This is a genomic window from Bacteroides sp. 3_2_5 (assembly GCF_000159855.2).
Classification (GTDB): domain Bacteria; phylum Bacteroidota; class Bacteroidia; order Bacteroidales; family Bacteroidaceae; genus Bacteroides; species Bacteroides fragilis.
Map to the genome: position 1 here is coordinate 862572 of NZ_JH636044.1, position 21735 is coordinate 884306.

The 21735-nt window shown below is 48.5% G+C and carries 16 protein-coding genes; 12 read left to right on the plus strand and 4 right to left on the minus strand.

Going from position 1 to position 21735, the window contains the following annotated elements; all coding sequences use genetic code 11:
• Window positions 1–3 precede the first annotated feature (3 nt).
• From BSHG_RS14240 to BSHG_RS14225, 4 genes are all read left to right on the plus strand, one after another.
• The gene (locus tag BSHG_RS14240; protein ID WP_005801447.1) at window positions 4–627 is read left to right on the plus strand and encodes a DUF4129 domain-containing protein; all 624 of its coding nucleotides are present in this window, start codon (window positions 4–6) and stop codon (window positions 625–627) included.
• Window positions 624–1871: a DUF4350 domain-containing protein gene (locus BSHG_RS14235; protein WP_008658490.1), complete on the plus strand. Its 1248-nt coding sequence runs from the start codon at window positions 624–626 to the stop codon at window positions 1869–1871. Before BSHG_RS14240 ends, BSHG_RS14235 begins: the two co-directional genes overlap by 4 nt.
• Window positions 1872–1934: 63 nt before the next feature.
• Window positions 1935–2930, plus strand: a complete 996-nt coding sequence (locus tag BSHG_RS14230) for an AAA family ATPase (RefSeq protein ID WP_005784757.1) — start codon at window positions 1935–1937, stop codon at window positions 2928–2930.
• A gap of 2 nt (window positions 2931–2932) precedes the next feature.
• Window positions 2933–4243 carry a DUF58 domain-containing protein gene (locus BSHG_RS14225; RefSeq protein WP_008658492.1) on the plus strand — a complete coding sequence of 437 codons (1311 nt, stop codon included), beginning with the start codon at window positions 2933–2935 and terminating at the stop codon, window positions 4241–4243.
• On the opposite strand, the gene BSHG_RS14220 is transcribed toward BSHG_RS14225, so the two are convergent.
• Genes BSHG_RS14220 through BSHG_RS14205 form a run of 4 tightly spaced genes read right to left on the minus strand, consistent with a single transcriptional unit; the run spans window position 4235 to window position 6172 of the window.
• Window positions 4235–4456 (minus strand): immunity 17 family protein, encoded by a 222-nt coding sequence (locus tag BSHG_RS14220; RefSeq protein WP_008658495.1) that lies wholly within the window; start codon window positions 4454–4456, stop codon window positions 4235–4237. The two genes, BSHG_RS14225 and BSHG_RS14220, sit on opposite strands and share 9 nt — an antisense overlap.
• Before the next feature lie 11 nt (window positions 4457–4467).
• A complete protein-coding gene (gene tsaE / locus BSHG_RS14215; RefSeq protein WP_005784762.1) occupies window positions 4468–4887 on the minus strand; it encodes a tRNA (adenosine(37)-N6)-threonylcarbamoyltransferase complex ATPase subunit type 1 TsaE in 420 nt (139 codons plus the stop codon).
• Between the two features lie 14 nt (window positions 4888–4901).
• Window positions 4902–5711, minus strand: coding sequence for a metal ABC transporter permease (locus tag BSHG_RS14210; RefSeq protein WP_005784764.1), 810 nt, complete (start codon window positions 5709–5711; stop codon window positions 4902–4904).
• Between the two features lie 38 nt (window positions 5712–5749).
• Window positions 5750–6172: a hypothetical protein gene (locus BSHG_RS14205; protein ID WP_005784767.1), complete on the minus strand. Its 423-nt coding sequence runs from the start codon at window positions 6170–6172 to the stop codon at window positions 5750–5752.
• A gap of 102 nt (window positions 6173–6274) precedes the next feature.
• On the opposite strand from BSHG_RS14205, the gene BSHG_RS14200 reads away from it, so the two are divergent.
• The 8 genes from BSHG_RS14200 (at window position 6275) to BSHG_RS14165 (ending at window position 21717) form a co-directional block, all read left to right on the plus strand.
• On the plus strand, window positions 6275–7276 hold the full coding sequence (locus BSHG_RS14200; RefSeq protein ID WP_005796268.1) for a M28 family metallopeptidase: 1002 nt from the start codon (window positions 6275–6277) through the stop codon (window positions 7274–7276).
• 7 nt (window positions 7277–7283) lie between these two features.
• Window positions 7284–8456 (plus strand): hypothetical protein, encoded by a 1173-nt coding sequence (locus BSHG_RS14195; RefSeq protein WP_005784772.1) that lies wholly within the window; start codon window positions 7284–7286, stop codon window positions 8454–8456.
• A 150-nt stretch (window positions 8457–8606) separates the two neighbouring features.
• Window positions 8607–10892 (plus strand): GH92 family glycosyl hydrolase, encoded by a 2286-nt coding sequence (locus BSHG_RS14190; protein WP_008658504.1) that lies wholly within the window; start codon window positions 8607–8609, stop codon window positions 10890–10892.
• Between the two features lie 40 nt (window positions 10893–10932).
• Window positions 10933–13599, plus strand: coding sequence for a kelch repeat-containing protein (locus BSHG_RS14185; RefSeq protein ID WP_008658506.1), 2667 nt, complete (start codon window positions 10933–10935; stop codon window positions 13597–13599).
• A gap of 781 nt (window positions 13600–14380) precedes the next feature.
• The gene (locus BSHG_RS14180; protein ID WP_005796261.1) at window positions 14381–17566 is read left to right on the plus strand and encodes a SusC/RagA family TonB-linked outer membrane protein; all 3186 of its coding nucleotides are present in this window, start codon (window positions 14381–14383) and stop codon (window positions 17564–17566) included.
• Window positions 17567–17579: 13 nt separating this feature from the next.
• Window positions 17580–19262 (plus strand): RagB/SusD family nutrient uptake outer membrane protein, encoded by a 1683-nt coding sequence (locus BSHG_RS14175; protein WP_005784783.1) that lies wholly within the window; start codon window positions 17580–17582, stop codon window positions 19260–19262.
• Between the two features lie 21 nt (window positions 19263–19283).
• Window positions 19284–20237: a discoidin domain-containing protein gene (locus BSHG_RS14170; RefSeq protein WP_008658511.1), complete on the plus strand. Its 954-nt coding sequence runs from the start codon at window positions 19284–19286 to the stop codon at window positions 20235–20237.
• A gap of 28 nt (window positions 20238–20265) precedes the next feature.
• Window positions 20266–21717 carry an alpha-L-fucosidase gene (locus BSHG_RS14165; RefSeq protein WP_008658513.1) on the plus strand — a complete coding sequence of 484 codons (1452 nt, stop codon included), beginning with the start codon at window positions 20266–20268 and terminating at the stop codon, window positions 21715–21717.
• The last annotated feature ends 18 nt before the right edge of the window (window positions 21718–21735 follow it).

Sequence of the window (21735 nt, forward strand, 5' to 3'; positions counted from 1 at the left end):
TAAATGACGTTGCAAGCTGATACATTGGTCTGCGATACCGCAAGGGTTGCTTTTTGGCAATCCAATCCGGATTATGACTATAACCGTGAACTGATGACTCCTGAGATTGATATCTACGGGTGGCTCAGTATGCAGCTCTCCAAGTTACTTCGTGCCATTTTCGGAAGTCGTTTTGCTGAGGAGTATTCCGGCATTATCCTGATTATTATTGCTATTCTCATCCTGTTGCTGATCCTCTGGTTTCTTTATAAAAAGCGTCCCGAGCTTTTTATGCGTTCACGCAGAGGTCCTGTAAACTATAGTGTCCACGAAGATACCATTTACGGAGTCGATTTTGATGCAGAGATCAGGCGTGCCATAGACCGCAAGGATTACCGGGAGGCCATCCGTCTGCTTTATTTGCAGACCCTTAAACTGTTGAGCGATGACGGCCGGATAGATTGGCAGCTTTATAAGACTCCTACAGAATATATTTATGAGGTAAAGCAAGAGATGCTTCGTACTCCTTTCAGGAATCTGACCCATGGTTTCTTACGGGTACGTTATGGTAATTTTCCCGCTTCCGAGTCTCTTTTTGAAGAGCTGGCAGCTCTGCAAACTCAAATCAGGAAGGGAGGGGATGTATGAGAAGCAGTCGTTGGTTTATTATCGGGATCGTTCTCTTTTTGCTGATCATGTTTGTGGTAGAATCTCATCTGCCGAAGAAATTCGTCTGGAATCCCACCTTTGCACAACATGATCACCAGCCACTGGGGTGTGCCGTGTTTGATGATGTCTTGAAGTCCTCTCTTCCGGATGGATATTCTCTTTCGCGCAAGACGTTCTATCAGTTCGCTGCTGACAGTGACTCCTGCCGGAGTATTCTTGTCATTACTCAACATGTCAATCTGGTGGAGGCGGATCTCAATGCTTTGCTCGATCTGGCCCAAAGGGGAAACAAGATATTGATAGCCGCTTCCTCTTTCAGTACTTCACTGTCTGATACGTTGGGATTCGACAATTCGTATGCTTATTTTAATCCGAGACGGATGAAAGAGTATGCGGGCAATTTATTGGAGCGTGACAGTGTCTGCTGGATTGGGGATTCAGCAGTATATGATAAGCGTACTTTTCGTTTTTATCCTCATTTATGTGGCATTTACTTCACAAAATACGATTTGTTGTCTCTACCCTTAGCTACCAGCCGGATTGATTCGATGCAAATGTTCAATGACAGTTTGCCGGATTGTTTTCCGCCCGTGGCCCTTAGTCGTTCGGTAGGGAGCGGAGAGATTGTTTTGGTCACTACTCCGTTATTGTTTACCAACTATGGAATGCTCGATGGCGACAATGCAGCCTACCTTTTCCGTCTGCTTTCTCATTTGAAAGGTTTACCGGTAGTCCGTACCGAAGCCTATGGGGCGGGAGCACAGGTTGAGGTATCTCCTTTTCGTTACTTCCTTTCCCAGCGTCCTCTGAGGTGGGCGCTTTACCTGACGATGCTGGTATTGGTGCTCTTTATGGTATTTACCGCCCGCAGAAGGCAAAGGGCTATTCCGGTGATTCGTGAGCCTGCAAACCGTAATCTTGAGTTTGCCGAGTTGATCGGTACTTTATATTATCAAAAGAAGAATCATGCTGATCTTGTGCGCAAAAAGTTTATTTACTTTGCTGAGAGCCTGCGGAGGTATATTCAGGTGGATGTGGAAGATGACAGTGATGACAATGCCTTGTCTAGGCGGATTTCCCGGAAAACAGGGACTGATGAAGAAAAAGTCCGGAATCTGTTCCGTAAGCTCCGTCCCGTGATTCGCGGGCAGCAGGAAGTCGGCGAGACGTTGATGAAAGATCTGATTGACGGGATGAACGAGATAGAAAAGCCTCAACCCTGATCTTTTTTCGGAAGAAGAAAGCTGTGGGAGGAATGAAATATGAATTTGATAAATAAAAAGAATATGGAAGAAAATATGAATGATATGCATGGAGAAGAAACTCCGCGTACCGATTTGACTCTTTTTTCAGAGAAGATGCAGGAACTGAAAAGCCGGATCGCTTCCGTTATTGTGGGGCAGGAACGTACTGTCGATTTGGTGTTGACAGCTATTTTGGCTAACGGTCACGTCTTGATAGAAGGAGTGCCGGGAGTAGCCAAGACTTTACTTGCCCGCCTGACAGCCCGTTTGATAGATGCCGACTTCAGCCGTGTACAGTTTACACCCGACCTGATGCCGAGTGACGTCCTGGGTACGACTGTTTTCAATATGAAAACCAATGAATTTGATTTCCATCGGGGACCTGTCTTTGCCAATATCATATTGGTAGACGAAATTAACCGTGCACCCGCCAAAACGCAGTCCGCTCTTTTCGAAGTCATGGAAGAACGTCAGGCCAGTATCGACGGAACAACTTACCGGATGGGAGAACTATATACCATTCTGGCAACCCAGAATCCGGTGGAGCAGGAGGGAACTTATAAGTTGCCTGAGGCCCAACTCGACCGTTTCCTGATGAAGATTACCATGGACTATCCGTCACTTGATGAAGAAATCAATATCCTGGAACGCCATCACACTAATGCCGCCTTGGTAAAACTGGAAGAGATACAACCGGTGATTACCCGTGAAGAACTGCTTTCTCTTCGTCGATTGACGGAAAAGGTATTTGTTGACCGTACTCTGCTTCAGTACATTGCCTTGATTGCCCAACAAACCCGTACCAGTAAAGCTGTGTATCTGGGAGCTTCTCCCCGTGCTTCGGTGGCTATGTTGCAGGCATCCAAAGCCTATGCTCTCTTACAGGGACGTGACTTCGTAACGCCGGAGGATATTAAGTTTGTAGCACCTTATGTGTTGCAGCATCGCCTGATTCTGACTGCGGAAGCAGAGATGGAAGGTTATTCGCCTGTCAAGGTGACTCAGCGGTTGATTGATAAAGTGGAAGTACCCAAATAATTATGTTCCTGACCAAACGTTTCTATATACTCGTCCTTGTCGTCATCCTCTTGTTAGGTGGCGGATACCTGTTCGGTTCTCTGTTTATCATCGGACAGTTAGGGCTGCTTGCGCTGCTGCTTGCTCTGGCTTTCGATGGATATCTGTTGTATCGCACCAAGGGTATCCAGGCTTTCCGTCAGTGTGCCGGACGTTTTTCTAACGGTGATGATAACGAAGTCAGCCTGCGTATAGAGAGCCGTTATTCCTATCCCGTCCGTTTGATCGTGATAGATGAAGTGCCGGTCATATTTCAGCAAAGGAATGTACACTTCGAGCTGTCGCTTTTACCTAATGAGGGAAAGACGCTTACCTATCGGTTGAGGCCGACTCGCAGGGGAGAATACGGTTTCGGATTCATCCGCGTTTTTACGACTACCCGAATCGGATTAATATCCCGCAGGGCTACCTGTGGCAGACCTGAAGCCGTTAAGGTATATCCTTCTTACCTGATGCTCCATCGATACGAGCTGCTGGCTATGAGCGATAACCTGACCGAACTTGGTATCAAGCGTATTCGTCGGGCTGGGCATCAGACTGAGTTTGAACAAATCAAAGAGTATGTAAAGGGAGACGATTATCGCACCATAAACTGGAAGGCCAGTGCACGCCGTCATCAGTTGATGGTCAATGTCTATCAGGACGAGCGCAGTCAACAGATATACAGCGTGATCGATAAAGGGCGTGTGATGCAGCAGGCTTTCCGTGGCATGACATTGCTGGACTATGCCATCAATGCCTCGTTGGTGCTTTCGTATGTAGCTATGCGGAAGGACGATAAAGCCGGGCTGGTTACGTTTAACGAGTATTTCGATACGTTTGTTCCTGCTTCCAAACAAGTCGGTCAGATGCAGACTTTGCTTGAGAACCTCTATAAACAGGAAACAACATTTGGTGAAACGGACTTTTCTGCCTTATGCGGGCACTTGGGCAAGCATGTGAATAAACGTAGCTTTCTGGTGCTTTATACCAATTTTAGTAATATGACCAGCCTGAACCGGCAATTAGTTTACCTGCAACAATTGGCCCGGCAACACAGAGTATTGGTTGTATTCTTTGAGGATGCCGATCTGAAAGAGTATATAGCGGGCAAGTCGGTGACTACCGAGGACTATTACCGTCACGTCATCGCAGAGAAGTTTGCGTTCGAGAAGAGACTGATTGTGTCAACTTTGAAACAGCATGGCATTTACTCGCTGCTGACAACTCCTGATAAGCTGTCGATTGATGTGATCAATAAATATCTGGAAATGAAATCGCGCCAGTTACTCTGATACGGGTTGCGTATTGAGGAAGAAGACAGCCATACCTATCATAATGACTCCCAGTAGTCCGTAGAACAGCCGGGCACGTCCTCTGCCGACATTCCGTACGATCAGTTGTGCATTTTGAGCGGTGAAAAACCAGTTCCAGTTGAGTATAGATGCCAGCAGGGCTATGAGCCCTGCGGTGGCAAATATTCCCTGTACAAAATATTGAGGGGCCATTCTTCGGATGATTAGTCGTTGATCACTATTTTTCTTGTTCCGTCCTCCAGTTCCTCAATGGTTACTTTCACGGCGTCTCCCGGCAATAATTCTTCTACCAGCTCCGGCCATTCGATGAAACAAAGTGCACCGCTATAGAAGTAGTCTTCGTATCCCATATCGTATACTTCGCTCAGCTTCTTGATCCGGTAGAAGTCAAAATGATAGATCAGTTCTCCGTTCTCGTCCGAACGGTATTCGTTTACAATGGCAAAAGTCGGTGAAGTGATGACATCCGATACTCCGAGTTCCTCGCAAAGTGCCTTGACAAAAGTCGTTTTACCTGCTCCCATCTTTCCGTAGAGTGCAAAGACCGTGTTATCGCCCATGGCTGAGATGAACTCGCGGGCAGCTTCGTGAATTTGTTCCAGTGATTGAATCTTGATTTCCATACTTGTATGTTGGTTTATTGTTTCTTTCTGAAAAGGCTCTTTCCTATCTTACAGGCAATATAGATAAGAATAGAAAAGAAGATGATGGATGCTCCCGAAGGAACATTCAGGCGGTAAGAGATCAGCAGACCTCCCAGGCAACTCAGATAGCCGATGGCAATCGATAACCAGATAATGCGTTTAAACTTGTTCGTAAACAGGTTGGCTGTCATTTGCGGAATGGTCAGTAACGAGATTGCCAGTACAATCCCCACCATGCGCAGACAGGAAACGATGGTCAGGGCAATGAACATCATCAGGATATATTCCAGCACTACGACCGGAATGCCTTGCGAACGGGCAAATTCACGATCGAAAGCCACGTATATGATCGGGTGGATAAACAGGGTAAAGAACAGGATCAGCAAGATGGCAAGAATGCCCAGCATGAGTAAGTCCGTCTGTGTGATCGTGAGGATATTGCCAAACAGATAGGCTGAAAGATCGGGAGCGAATCCCGGTGACAAAAAGCTGAACATGATTCCCAGTGCCATACCCAGCGTCCAGAACATGGCTATGGCCGAATCTTCGCGCATGTCTTTCCGTTTACTGAGCCACTCTACCCCGAAAGCCGATAAAACGGAGAAGACAGCAGCCGATAAAATGGGAGATATGCCTGCATACAATCCCAGTCCGATGCCGCCGAAAGAGGCATGGGTGATACCGCCGCTGATGAACACCAACCGGCGAGTCACGATATACGTGCCGATAATGCCGCAGGCAATGCTTGCCAGAAGACTCCCCAGGAGAGCGTGTTGAAAAAATGTATATTGTAGTAAATTCATACGGTTCAGCAGTTAGGAGTGTGGAGGGAACAGACGGATCAGGGATGGATTCTCCGTTCGCCGACTACCAGAAACACTTCGTCTTTTATTTCATCAGGAAGGCTGATCCCCCTCAGTTGCAGGCTACGTACCCATCCGGCTACATCGGTGTCCTGCATTGTATAAAAGACATCGCGGAATTTATCCGCCTCTTCCGGTGTATAATCTTCGGGTGCCCGGCCGATAAATGTATCCAGTTCTTCGTCGTCATAATACTCTATCTGTTTGCTGACGGCAGCCAGCAGGCTGTCACGTTCGCAAACTTCGTGCTGTCCGCAGCACTCTACGTCGACTTCCTTTACTTCCGGAAAACTGTCCAGTTCTCCGTTATCTATTTTCTTCTGCAGTCTTTTGTTGCGGATATACCCGGCAATCATTGCCACGATGGCGAGCAACACCAGACCAACTATAAGTATCCACATAATTACGAATCAAATTTTCGCAAAGGTACTTATTAATTTGTATTATTCCGTATATTTGTCCTTGCAATGTGCTAAATGAACTAAAACAGAAACATCCCGATCATGAAAAGAAAACACCTGATTACTGTCCTTATGTGGTGTGTTGCCACTACCTTATGTGCTCAGACCCCGGTCGAAAAGGGGCTTAAAAGTATTAACCGCCAGGCTGCTGAGGCTTATATCGGATTTTTGGCCGATGATGAACTTCAAGGACGTGAAGCCGGATTTCACGGTTCACGTGTAGCTGCCCGGTATATCGCTTCGCTATTGAAGGAAATGGGTATCCGTCCGTTAGGCGAGAGCTATTATCAGCCGTTTGATGCTTACCGGAAAGAACGCCAGCAGAAAGGACGACTGGAAGTGCACCCTGACTCCATTGCCAAACTGAAACAAGTGGTGCATCAGAAGTTGTCTATGAACAACGTATTGGGTATGATTCCCGGAAAGAAGACGAATGAATATGTGATAGTAGGTGCACATTTCGACCATCTGGGCATTGATCCCGCTTTGGATGGCGACCAGATCTACAATGGTGCCGATGATAATGCTTCCGGAGTATCGGCGGTGTTGCAAATAGCCAAGGCCTTTGTGGTAAGCGGACAGCAACCGGAACGGAATGTAATTTTTGCTTTTTGGGACGGAGAGGAGAAAGGGCTTCTCGGATCGAAATACTTTGTGCAGGAGTGTCCGTTCATTAATCAGGTCAAAGGATATTTGAACTTTGATATGATTGGCCGCAACAATCAGCCGCAAAATCCCAAGCATGTGGTTTATTTCTATACAGAAGCCAATCCGGCTTTCGGGCGTTGGCTGAAAGAAGACATTAAAAAGTACGGCTTGCAGTTAGAACCCAATTACCGCCCTTGGGACAAGCCGGTGGGCGGAAGTGATAACGGCTCGTTTGCCAAAGCCGGTATTCCCATCATTTGGTATCATACCGACGGTCATCCCGATTACCATCAGCCTTCTGACCATGCAGACCGTCTGAATTGGGATAAAGTGGTTGAAATATCTAAGGCCTCTTTCCTTAACGTCTGGAATCTGGCTAACGAAAAGGATTATTAAGAATGAAATGAAAACTAAACTAACTAATTGTGTAAAAACCGTATTACTTTCTTTTATGCTGGGAGTGCTGTTTGCTTGTTGTCAGGGGGCGGCCTCTTCCGGCAATGCAGGAAAAAATGCTTCCCGGGTGAGGATTGCTTCCAATGACTCTGCGAAGCTGGTTCCTGATAAAGCCCTGAATGATGCGTCTTGCGTACTTGCAGGTTTGCCGGTTGATAAAGCAAGCGGAAAGCTTTACGCACTGACTCGGACCAAGGAATGGAAGAACCATGCCCGTTACATGGATCAGATATGGAATGTTTTCCGGCAGACGGCTCCCCGGCTGGTAGCTTTCTCACAGACGGAACTGGAAGACATCAATACTCGTTGCCATACTCTGTTTTATCCTTTTGGCGGTCCTGACTTTCTGTTTGCCAATGCGTTCTTCCCCGAGATGGACACTTATGTACTGATCGGGTTGGAACCTGCCGGCACTGCTCCGAAAGTGAAGCATCCTTCTGCCGAAACTTACCGGTTGTATCAGAATGCCGTATCGAACGTACTCAATCTGAGTTTCTTTAACGATATGGATAAGGAACTGGCCAATGATACCATTGACGGGGTTGTCCCCATCTATTCGTTATTGATGGCCCGGGGGAACCGTAAGATAGTCAGCATTCAGGAAGTGTGGTTATCGGAAACCGGAGATCTTTTCGAAAGAAAAGAGGGGGATACCATCCGGAACACATGCAGTGCAGGGATGGAAGTCCGGTTTTTCCGTCCGGGCGCTTCCCGATTGCAGACCCTCTATTATTTCTGCACAGATATCAGTAACGAGGGGTTGCAAGCCAACCGACCGTTACAGGCGTTTATGGACCGTTTTGATGCGGAGACCACAGCAACATTTGTCAAGTCGGCTTCCTATCTGATGCACGAACCTGCTTTTTCGCGCATACGCGAGACGATTCTTCAGAAATCGTCTGCTATTGTACAAGATGACTCTTCCATTCCGTTGTCCTGTTTTGATCCGGAGGTGTGGTCGGTTACTTTGTACGGTACCTTCTACAAGCCGATCTCCACTTTCTCTCAGTATCTTCAGCCGGAATTGCGCGATGCCTATCAACTGGGTGATCCGAAACCTCTTAATTTCAGGATTGGCTATGCACGGCAATCCAATTTGCAGGTCGCAAGAAGAAAATAGTCCCGGTTAATGACTTTTCGCAAGAAGGTTAACCGGGAATTAACCCTCCTCCTAACCCTTCCTCATTAGTTTTGCGTCCTGAATAAAATGCAAGGGGGATGTGTCGAAACTCTTTTCACCACAGCCTCTGTTAGAAAATAAAATTAAGCTATGAGGAAGAATTTTTCAACTATCCTAATTGTCGGTGCAGCCCTTTTACTGGCTTCGTGTGTACAACAAAAAGAGTCTTTCAGCCCTGTAGACTATGTGAATCCTCTGATGGGGACGGAGTCTACTTATGCTTTTTCACATGGGAATACTTATCCTGCGGTGGCGGTTCCCTGGGGAATGAATTTCTGGAGTCCGCAGACTGGAGAGAACGGTAGCGGCTGGATGTACACGTATACCGACAGCCTGATACGGGGGTTCCGCCAGACCCATCAGCCCAGTCCGTGGATTAACGATTACGGTACTTTCTCTATTATGCCGCTGTCCGGTGTGCTGAAGATGGATCATAAAGAACGGGGAGTACCTTTCTCACATATCCAAGAGGAGGCGGCTCCCTACAGTTACAGCGTTACGTTTGCCAACGGACTCCGGACAGAACTTTCCGCCACTTCACGCGGAGCGGTATTCGAAGTCACCTTTCCGCAGGACTCTGCCCAGTATATCGTTGTGGATGCCTACAACGGTGGAAGTGCGTTGACGATTGACCGGGAGAATCGGTGCGTGACCGGTGTGGCGCGTAATCACAATGGCGGGGTACCGGATAACTTTGCCAACTATTTCCGAATAGAGTTCAGTCATCCCATTGCAGAAGAAGGCGTATATGACGGAGATACACTGATGCGCCATCGGCCGACGTTGGAGAGTGATTATACTTGTGCCTACCTCAGATTTAATGTGCCGGCGGGAGAGAAATTAACCGTCCGTACCGCCTCCTCGTTCATAAGTCCTGCACAGGCGCTTGTCAATTTCAGTCGCGAAGTGGGAGGCAAGAGCCTTGCCCAGGTGAGAGAAGAAGCCCGAAAACAATGGAACAGTTATCTGGGACGAATTGAAGCGGAGGGAGGCAGCGAGGAGCAATTGCGTACCTTTTACTCTTGCCTCTACCGGACCCTGCTCTTCCCCCGCGAATTTTATGAGTTCGACGCTCAGGGGAAACCTGTCTATTACAGTCCTTACAATGGGAAGATACAGGATGGCTATATGTATACCGACAATGGATTCTGGGATACGTTCCGTGCCGTCCATCCCTTGTTTACCTTATTATATCCGGAAGTTTCCGAGCGGGTTACCCAATCCATCCTCAATGCTTACGATGAAAGTGGGTTCATGCCCGAGTGGGCGAGTCCAGGCCACCGGGAATGTATGATTGGTAATAATTCCATCTCCTTGTTGACAGACGCATGGATGAAAGGCATTCGTACCATCTGTCCGGAGAAGGCTCTTGAAGCAATGATTCATCAGACCGAGGCCCGGCATCCCGGAATCAGTTCGGTGGGACGTGACGGATTCGGTTACTATGACCGTTTAGGCTATGTTCCCTATCCCGAAGTGCACGAGGCTACGGCCAAGACCCTTGAATATGCTTACGCCGACTGGTGTGTCGCACGTTTTGCCGACTCCATTGGCCGGAAGGAGATTGCCGATACCTATTACCGGAAAGCCCTCAACTACCGGAACCTTTACTATCCCGACTATGGATTCATGTGGGCAAAAGATGCCAATGGGAAATGGAGAGACGCTTTTGACGCGACGGAATGGGGAGGCCCTTTCACGGAGGGCAGTTCCTGGCACTGGACGTGGAGTGTGCTGCATGATCCCGAAGGCTTGTCTCGATTGATGGGAGGACATACAGCGATGGAAGCCCGTCTCGACTCTATGTTTACAGCTCCCAATACCTATAATTACGGTACTTACGGTTTTGTTATCCACGAGATAGCCGAGATGGTGGCTCTTGACATGGGGCAATATGCACATGGCAACCAACCTGTGCAACATGCCATCTATCTATACGACTATATCGGCCGGCCCTGGAAGACCCAGAAGCACGTCCGCGAAGTGATGGATAAGCTTTATCACTCCGGCAGCAAAGGCTACTGCGGTGACGAAGATAATGGGCAGACTTCCGCCTGGTATGTCTTTTCCGCCATGGGATTCTATCCGGTTTGTCCCGGTGTTCCGGAGTATGCCATGGGATCTCCGCTCTTCCCGAAACTGACATTGCATTTGCCCGACGGAAAGAACTTCACAGTGAAGGCGGAAGGCAATAGCCCGGCGAACCGGTATATCGGGAAAGCCCTGCTCAATGAAAGTGAATTTACCCGTAACTACCTGACGCACCGTGAGCTTACTTCCGGAGGAGAGCTGGTGTTATGGATGGACAGCGTGCCCGATTCCCGGCGCGGCACTCAGAAGGAAGACTTGCCTTACTCTTACTCCAACGGGCACTAATCGGCGCATACGTTTGCCAATTCTATAATTTTTCGTATTTTTGTTGCACTATGAAACGGATGACGCATTTATCGAAGAACAGTATATGAGAAGGTTGGGATGTTTGTTTGCTATCGGAATGATGTGGCTTTGCATAGTCGATTGCTTCTCGCAGGGACTTCTTTTCTATGGGAACGAAAAGCGGATTAGTGAGCGTGCCACCTATTCTGTTTTGCGTGAAGGGCACGAGCGCACTTTCACTAACGCTTTCCGTATCTCCTTTGATTATCTGGTCCGGAATGTGGAGAGTCCCGGTTACATCCTTTATCTGGAAGACCGGGATGCCGGGAAAATTTATAGTTTTACGTATCTGCACAAACCCGGCGACCGTTGTTCTTTCTCCTTCAACGAAGACGGCAAACGTATCTTTTGTACTTTCGAACTGGATAAGGAAGACTATGATCACCGCTGGTTGCCTGTTTCCATAGCTTTGGATATACCCGCAGACTGTGCCCGAATTACGATTGGCAAGCGGAGCAAGGAGATCTCCAACCTGGGACTGGAGCCGACAGGATTCTCACCGCATATTTATTTTGGTAAATGCGAATACATCCTGGATGTGGCTTCGTATGCCATCCGTAACTTGTCTCTTACCGACGGTGAAGAGATCATGATATTTCCTTTGAACGAGAGCAGCGGAGAAGATGTGCACGACAGCCGGGGACATGTTGTGGGACAGGTCACCAATCCTGTGTGGCTGATTAATCAGTCCTACTACTGGAAAGAACTTTTTACGGACTATTCTTCCACGCCTTCCGGTCTTAACTTTGACAAGACGCACCAGAACATCCTCTTCTTTAATCAGGACTCTCTGTCCGCGTTCGACCTTTACACGCACGAATTATCGAAGACACCTTATAAGACCCCTCTTCCGGTTCAGCTTCGCCTGGGTATGAACTTTCTGGATGAGGCATCCCGTGAGCTGTATACTTATGAAGTGGCCGATTCGCATGGCGATGCCATGGTGGCGGCGCTGGATCTTACTACCAAAGAGTGGCGTCCGGCCAGTTCCGACTATCTTTGCCAACAGCTCCATCATCATTGCGGATTCTTTCATCCGGGCGAAAGAAAGTTTTTCCTGTTTGGCGGTTACGGAAGCCGTAGGTACAGCAATACGTTCCTGGCGTACGATTTGAATACCTGTCGTTGGGATACACTGGCCTTCTCCGGCGACCGGGTGATTCCCCGTTACTTTTCGGGCATGGCTGTGAGCAATGATTACAAGCGGGTATACCTCTACGGAGGCATGGGCAACGAAGCCGGTGATCAGAATGTAGGGCGCAACTATCTGTACGATTTATACCGGATAGATATGCAGACCCGTTCGGTGCAGAAACTCTGGGAAACGAAAGCACCGGCGGTCAATCGGGTGGTACCCCGTAATATGATACTCTCTGCCGATGAAAAACACCTGTTCCTCCTGGGATATCCCGAATATCTGCCCAATTCCACTTTGCAGTTGTACCGGTTGTCTGTGCGTGACGGTGAGTGTGAAGCGGTGGGAGACAGTATTCCTATTGTTTCGGAAGAGATTGCTACCAACGCCAATCTATACTTCAATGAAGAATTAAATGAGTTCTATTGTTCCGTCCAAGAGTTCGAGAAGCACGGGCAAGTGACTACCCGTCTATACTCCCTGTCTGCTCCGCCGGTTACATTGGACGATGTGGAATACTATAGCCGGAGGCGGAATGCCCTGAATGCCGGTCTGCTGGGAGCAGTCGTGGGTGGAGTATTATTGTTGGCGGCCTGTGTATGGGGCATCATGCACCATAAGCGGAAGCGGGACAGGATGTCTGCCGAGACCGCATCTGCCGGAGTACGTCCGGAAGAAGTGTCCGATATATCGGAAGTTCCGGCTGTGGAGTCACCGGAAGTGAAAGAAGAAGAAGTTGAGAAAGAGCCTTCCGAGTGGGAAGAATTGCCGGCGGTATTGCCGCCCGACAAGAATGCTATTTTCCTTTTCGGCATGTTTACCATTCTCGATAATGCCGGACGTGACATTACCTATATGCTCAGTCCTAAGCTGCGTACTATCTTTTTGTATATTCTGCTGAACAGTGTAGGCAAGAGGGGAGTGCTTTCGTCTGACATGAATCAGATATTCTGGCCCGATAAGTCCGGCAGCAATGTGAAGAACCTCAAAGGAGTTTCCATGAATCATGTGAGGAAGATATTGCAGGATGTGGACGGCATCGAACTCGTATACCGCAACGGATACTTCTGCATGGTGTTTGGCGAAGAGTTTTATTGCGATTACATTCGTCTGATGAACCTTACCTCTCCGGAGAAAAAGAAGAAAGAGACTCCCGGTGCCATACGTGCAGAATGGTTGGAAATACTTTTGCGGGGTAAGTTCATACCCGCCGCCGAGTCCGACCTTTTCGATTACTACAAACAGAAAGTGGAAACGCTGATCCATTCTCTTCTGCCCGGCCAGTTGGAACTGGCTTACCGGGATGCCCGGTTCAGTATCGTCATCCGTCTTTGTAACATCCTCTTTATAGCCGATCCTTTGTCGGAACTGGCACTTGCTTATACCGTTTGTGCCCTTCGGAAGCAGAACAACCAAGAGGAAGCCATCAGGCGTTATGCCGCGTTTACGAAAGATTATAGACGGGTGATGAACGAGGAGTACGGCATAGCTTTCGCTGACATCAAGGTCTGAGTCTCCCTCCCGATTGTCAGTTTGTCAAAATGATAAAGCAACCTCTCTGCTTTTGGTTTTTTCGGCCGTCGGGCGGGGCATGACCGGAAAAACGCCGCCATTTCGTTTATCGGTTTATCTTTCTGATGGTATAGATACCTGTTTTTGCTAATTAAAGACGGTGACGAGCCTCTTCGCATACCTTGTGTTCGCTTTAGAGAAGAATGCCTGTCCTTTTGATACATCAAACAGGACTTCTTCAACAGACCAACCGGAAGTAGAACGGGCTTCTCAGGGCTTTTGTTCCGGAACAATATATGATAACTGCCAAAACATATAGAGATATTTAGAAAAGAAGTAAGCATTTTCCGAAAATGCTTACTTCTTTCTGACCAAATGCTTCCTTCTTTTTCCGAAAAGTAAGGTACTTTTCATCTCCGATCGAGGCTTTGAAGGTCGGTTACTCCGGTTTTTCGTGTTCAACAACCCGGTTCTTGCCGTATTTCTCTTCCGGTTGAGCTCTTTTGGAAGAAGACCTCGTCAACGGAAAAGGCTTTTTGCTGTCTTTCTGAAACCTTGGTTCTTCTTTGTGCTATCTTTGTGTATTTTTTAATGAGTGGAAGTCAATGTCTGGACTGCTGTAGGGCCGGGTTAACAAGAAATATGAGAGGTTAATCGCTTCGTTAACCCTTATTTAATCCCTCTCTTAAGACCAAGGAGATACCTTTGCTTTCGTCTTTAGTTAAAAAGAGTCAGCAACGCCTTGCTTGATTCCTAATGTTAATTTTAATTCATTATTATTATGAGAGAACGAAAATTAGTAGAAAGAGCCGTAAGGATTTCAGGGATGTTTGTCCTTCTTTCGGGTATGGGACTTCAACCTTGCCTTGCTTCTCACAGCTACAATGCAGCATCTGCCGGAGTGGTGCAGGTAGAACAGCAGAAACAGAAAATAACCGGTTGTGTTCTTGACGTCACGGGTTCTCCGCTTCCCGGGGCTTCTGTATTGGTAAAGGGTGCTCCCGGACGTGGAGCAATCACCGATATGGATGGTAACTTCTCGGTTGAAGCGGAACAGGGAGAGCAACTTGAGATCTCCTTTATTGGAATGGAAACACAAGTCGTGACCGTTTCCGCAAAGACCCGTCTGCAGATCACCCTGAAAGAGGACAGCAAAACCTTGGACGAAGTCGTGGTGGTGGGTTATGGTACACAAAAGAAAGCCAACCTCACCGGAGCCGTAGCCAGTGTTTCGGCAGAGACATTGGAGAGTCGCCCGATCACCAATCTTAGCCAGGGACTACAGGGTATGATCGGTAACCTGAACATTTCCGCCGACAACGGTGCACCGGGCAAAGGATACGGGTTCAACGTTCGTGGTACTACATCTATAAACTCTTCCGGACCCTTGGTACTGGTCGATGGTGTGCAGATGGATCCCAACATGATCAATCCGGCCGATGTGGAAAGCGTATCGGTATTGAAGGATGCGGCTTCGGCTTCTATTTACGGAACACAGGCAGCCTATGGTGTCGTGCTGATTACCACCAAGAAAGGTAAAGACGAGAAAGCCAAGATCTCGTTCTCGTCCAACTGGTCTATCAATTCGCCTACACGCAAACCGGAGTATATGGATTCGTGGACATTTGCCAATTTCCATAATCTGACCAACCGCAACTCGGGTGGAGGCGATTACTACGATAAGAACTATATGGATCATATCTATGCCTATTATACCGACCCGAAACACAATCTGCCGGTATTCATCGATCCGTCCAATCCCAACAAGTATCTGTATTGCGGCAACACCGACTGGATAGATGAAACCATCAAAGATAACACCCTGATGCAGCAGTACACCCTGTCTCTCAACGGAGGTTCGGGCAAGACCGCCTATTACGGTTCGATAGGTTTCCTCGACCAAGGGGGAACACTGAAACATTATGACGATAAGTACCGCCGTTTCAATGTCAACCTGAACCTGACTTCGGACGTCACCAATTGGTTGCAGGTGCGGTTGAAGACCGTCTACAACAACACTTACCGGGATGCTCCTTACGGAAGTAACAACAGTGACGAGACAGCACAGATCAACAGTGCATTCTACGGTGCCGACCTTCGCCCGATGATGCCGGTATACCATCCGGACGGAAACTTTTCCGGCCAGGGCAGTTGGACGAATATGGTGGCTACCCAGTCCATTTCCGGCGAGCGCAAGAATAAGGAGAACGACCTTTGGTTGACCGGCGGTTTAAAAATCACTCCACTGAAGGACTGGACCATCAATGTGGACTATACCTATAATATGTATATCCTCTCGAAGAAGCAGCACGGTAAAGAGATATTGGAGCATACGGCCAATCCGGACATTGTAACCGTATTCCCGCATACCACTCCGAGCCGCGTGAAGTTTACCACCGACGACAACTATTACCAGACGTTCAATGCCTATACCGACTACTCCAAGTCTTTGGGTAAACACAACATTAAACTGTTGCTGGGATATAATTACGAAACCAAGAGCTACCGCTGGTTCAATGCCGAACGCGAGAACCTGATCAGTAATGACCTTGCCGGTCTGGGACAGGCTTATGGAGAGAAGTACAACGGGAGCGGCCAGCACTCCTGGGCCACTATGGGATATTTTGCCCGTATCAATTATAACTACGATGAACGCTATCTTCTGGAGTTGAACGGACGTTATGACGGTTCTTCCAAGTTCCCCAAGGACAAGCGTTTCGTATTCTTCCCCTCCGTATCGGCTGCCTGGAGAATCTCGAGCGAGGCTTTCTTCGAACCTGCCAAGAAGATTGTAGATGAACTCAAGATCAGGGCCTCTTATGGTTCGTTGGGCAATCAGTCGGTTGGCGGCGACTATCCTTATATCGCTACCATGGGCACCAATGGCGAGATGGGATACCTGGTGGACGGAAAGAAAATAGCCAGCGTGAGTCCCGGCGGTATCGTCAGTCCTTACCTGACTTGGGAGACTGTACGCCAGATTGACTTGGGTCTCGACTGGGCATTGCTGAACAGCCGCTTGTATGGAACCTTCGACTGGTACATGCGGAAGACACTCGATATGGTGACCAATGGTACACCGCTTCCTGCCGTACTGGGAACAGGAGCTCCGCAAGCCAATACTGCCGACCTGAAAACAACCGGTTGGGAACTTTCAATGGGATGGAGAGACCGGGTGAACAAAGACTTCTCGTATGACGTAAGTTTCGTATTGTCCGACTATCAGGCAGAAATCACGAAGTTCAATAATCCGCAGAATTTGCTCTCTACCCATTATGTAGGCAAAAAGTGGGGTGAGATCTGGGGATTGGTAACCGAAGGACTTTTCCAGTCGGCAGAAGAGGTAAGTGCCCATGCCGATCAGTCGGAGATCTATGGCGGTGGCTGGTATCCGGGTGATGTGAAGTACAAAGACCTGAACGGTGACGGCAAGATAAACAAGGGAAAGAATACGCTTGACGATCCGGGTGACCAAAAGATTATCGGTAACAGCGAACCGCGTTACAGTTATGGTATTAAAGGCGGATTGCAGTGGCGCGACTTTGACTTTGATGTATTCTTCCAGGGCATCGGCAAGAAGGATGTAGTGTTGGGAGGCAACCAGTTCTGGGGCTTCGGCAACGAATGGCATGTACCTTTCAAACATGCACTCGACTCATGGACCGAAGATAACCGCAATGCTTACTTCCCCCGGTCTACCTACGACAACGTGACCGGTAACCGCGAAACGCAGACCCGTTATCTCCAGAATGCCGCTTATCTGCGCCTGAAGTCTATCACATTGGGATATTCTTTGCCGAAAGCGCTCCTGGCCAAGTGGAAGATAGATCATGTGCGTTTCTACGTAAGCGGACAAAACCTGCTGACGTTCGATCACCTGTTTGACATATACGACCCCGAAACAGTAAGTCTCAGCACTTATCCGCTGACTAAGTCTGTTTCATTCGGATTAAACATTACCCTCTAATACGATAACGATTATGAAAAAGAATAAGATATTACTGATAGCGGCAGTGGCATGTACTTCCATGTTCTCTTCCTGCTCCGATTTACTGGACTTGTATCCCGAAGATTCTCTCTCGGATCCGAAATTCTGGACAAGTGTACAAGACCTTGAACTTTATGCCAACGGCTTTTACGGTATTTTACCGGGGGCGCAGGGACCCGGTGCCGATGATGAATCGGACTGTTACGTGAACGAGAAACCGAAGACCTGGATCTTCAATCTTGAAACGATTCCTACTTCCGGTGGCGGATGGGGAAATGGAGACTGGGGAAACATCCGTTCCTGCAACTATTTTATGGCTCGTTACAAACAGGTGAAAGGGGATGAAAGCCAGATTAACCGTTCGGTAGCCGTGGTCCGCTTCTTCCGTGCCTGGGAGTATGTGTACAAAGTGAAACGCTTTGGCGATGTGCCCTGGTATGAAACCGAGTTGCAGATGGACTCCGAAGAACTGTACAAGGGACGTGATTCCAGAAAAGTCGTGTTCACACACATCCTGGAAGATCTCGATTTTGCCATCGAACACCTTCCGAAGCCTAATGAAACCAAAACCGGCAATATGCATAAGTATGCTGCGCTGGCTTTCAAGTCGAGAGCTTGCCTCTACGAAGCGTCTTTCCGTAAGTATCACGGACTGGGCGACTACGAAGAGTTGTATCGTGAAGCAGCTGATGCAGCCGCACAGGTGATCGAAGAGGGAGGTTACTCCATCTATAAGACCGATAAGCCTTTACAGGATTATTACAACCTGTTTGTACAGGAAGATTTAGCCTCCAATAGCGAGTGTATCATGCCCAGGGTTTATATCACCAAGCTATTGATGCACAACAACACCCGCCAGATGGAAGAATCGTATACAGGTTTGAGCCGTGCCATGTTCGAACAATACCTATGTGCCGATGGTCTGCCTACCGCAGTCAGTCCGGGATACGAGGAGGCCGACATGCCGATGGATGAGTTGATGCAGCGTGATCCGCGCCTGCGCCAGACGATCGATAATCCGGAACTTCCTTTTAAGGTGCTGAGCGACGGTACGAAGCAGTTCAATGCCCTTCCCATAATAGATACCAAATATTGTACTACCGGATATTACGTGATGAAGTATCACTCTACCGATCCCGAACAGTGGAACATCGGGCAGTCTACACTGGATGTGTTTATCTTCCGTTATGCCGAGGTGCTGTTGAACTATGCCGAGGCGAAAGCCGAACTGGGTGAATGTACCCAGGAGGTATTGGACCAGACTGTCAATGAACTGAGAGACCGTGTAGAAATGCCGCATCTGAAAGTAAATGTCGGTTTCACCGATCCGAACTGGCCGGATTATGGTTATGAACTCTCTCCGCTGCTTTACGAAATCCGTCGCGAGCGTGCAGTCGAGTTGGTAGGCGAAGGCTTCCGTTGGGATGACATTGTACGCTGGAAAGCCGGCAAGTTGCTGGAAGCACCGAAGAGTATGCTTGGAATGAAAGTATCGGATAAGCTGAAAGAGCAGTACGACTCCTTCTCCCGTGAATTGACGCAGGACAATCTGCTGATTGTTTATCCGGACAGGACAACCCGCAAATGGGACGATAAACTCTATCTGCATCCGTTGCCTATCGACGAGACAACGATGAATCCGAACTTGTTACCCAATAATCCCGGATGGGAATAAACATTTAAAATGAGAAGAATCATGAAACAGAACATACTGAAGGCAGCCATTCTGGCTACCGGATTCTGCTGCACAGTGGGATGCAGTGACAATGACAGCGACCTGACCATCTACATACCCGATGCGGGAACTGCCGTGAAAGCCAATTTCTACATTGAAGACGAGCCGTATGTGCAGACTTTTAATGTGGCCGTTACTCCCGAAACCTATCCGCAACTGACGGAATACGGACTGCCTAATGATGCTGTGGTACATCTGCAAGCCGATCCGGGCAAGGTAGACGAGTATAACGCGAAGAACGGAACCGAATATGAACTGCTGCCGGAAGCCGCTTACGACCTGACTGAAGAGGTATTGGTAAAAGCCGGGACACCGAAGTCTGAGGAAGCCGTAATTACGGTTCATGCAAAAGGTAACATCGAGGCGTTCAAGGAGTATCTGCTGCCCGTAAGCATTACTTCGGTGGAGGGAGCAGTAGCCGATCATTGCTGTCAGACCATCTACTTCATCTTCAGAGGTTCGATGGATGCCAGCAACATGGAGTTGCTCGACCGCACCGGATGGGAAGCATTGAGTGCTTCGTCCGAAGAGCCGAAAGAGGGCGATTGGGGACACAGCGGACTGAAAGAAGCTTGTCTGGATGGCGATCTGAATACTTTCTGGGGTACCGACTGGAGTACTCAGCATCCGCAACCACCTCACTGGATTGTTATTGACCTGAAGAAAACAACCCATATCCAGGGATTCGCTTGCCAGGCACGTGAAGAGGGGTATGACGGGCCGAAAGAGGTGACTGTGGAAGTGAGCGATGATAATGCCACCTGGACGGTAGCCGCTAAGTTTACGGATATTCCGGCACAGGGTGAGTTCCGATCCTTCCTGCCCGCTGCTGTAGATGGACGCTACCTGAAGGTAACCATCACGGCCGTGAACGGCGGACCGCATGTGACGATAAGCGAACTTAATTTATTCTGATATACAAAACTGCAAAATAGACGAACACATGAATCTAAGAAATTTCTTTTTAGCGGCGGGAATCGCTGCTGTAGCGGTACCTGTATGGGGGCAAAAGGCCCCCGAACCCTACGGGCTGACTCCCAGTGCGAGACAGGTAGAGTGGTATAACCGGGAGATGATCGCTTTCTTTCACTTCGGGATCAATACCTTTGAGGAGTATGTAAACGAAGGGGACGGACGTGCTCCGGCAGCTATATTCAATCCTACGGCCCTCGATTGCGGACAGTGGATGCGTACCCTTCAGTCGGCCGGTATCCCCAGTGCCATCATTACAGCCAAACATGCCGATGGGTTTTGCCTTTGGCCCAGTAAATATACGGATTATGGAGTGAAGAACTCTGCCTGGAAGAATGGAAAGGGAGACGTTGTGCGCGAGTTTGTGGATGCTTGCGAGGAGTATGGCATTAAGGCGGGCATCTATCTGGGTCCGCACGACCGGCACGAGCATCTTTCTCCCCTTTATACTACGGAGAAGTACAAGCAGTATTATGGTCACCAGTTGGAAGAATTGATGGGTGACTATGGAAAAGTCTGGGAAACTTGGTGGGACGGTGCCGGAGCAGACGAACTGACTACTCCCATCTATACCCATTGGTATAAGATTGTGCGAGAGAAGCAACCGGACTGTGTCATTTTCGGTACCAAGAACTCGTATCCTTTTGCCGATGTGCGTTGGATGGGAAATGAGTCCGGCAAAGCCGGTGATCCTTGTTGGTCGACTACCGACTCTGTATGCGTCAGAGATGAATGGAAGAACTATGAAGGGCTGAACGAAGGAGTAAAAGGCGGTGATGCATATATCCCTGCCGAAACCGATGTATCGATCCGTCCCAGTTGGTTTTATCATGCTGAGGAAGACAGCCGCGTGAAAAGCGTAAAGGAACTTTGGGATATTTATTGCACTTCTGTCGGTCACAACAGCGTGTTGCTGCTCAACTTCCCACCTGATCGTCGCGGACTGATTCATCCTACCGATTCACTTCATGCTGCCTTGCTGAAGCAGGGATTGGATGAAACCTTCGGAAACAATCTGTTGGCTAAGGCCAAGGTGAAAGCAACGAACGGACGCGGAGGTAAATTCCGTCCGGAGTTCCTGACGGACAACAATAAGGAAACTTATTTTGCCGGCCGAGACGGAGCCAAAACCTCGGACATCGTTTTCACTCTTCCCCGGCAGACAGAGTTCGACTGCCTGATGATTCAGGAAGTGATCGAATTGGGACACCGCACGACGAAGTGGAGTGTGGAATACTCTAATGATGGCCGTAACTGGACCCCGATACCGGAAGCAACCGATAAGCAGACGGTGGGGTATAAATGGATCGTACGTTTCGCACCGGTAAAAGCCAAACAAGTACGTCTTCGTATCCTCGACGGATTTGCCTGTCCTGCTATCCATACATTCGGAGTGTACAAACAATCGGCTTTATTTCAGTAAAAACAATAGGTAGTTGGG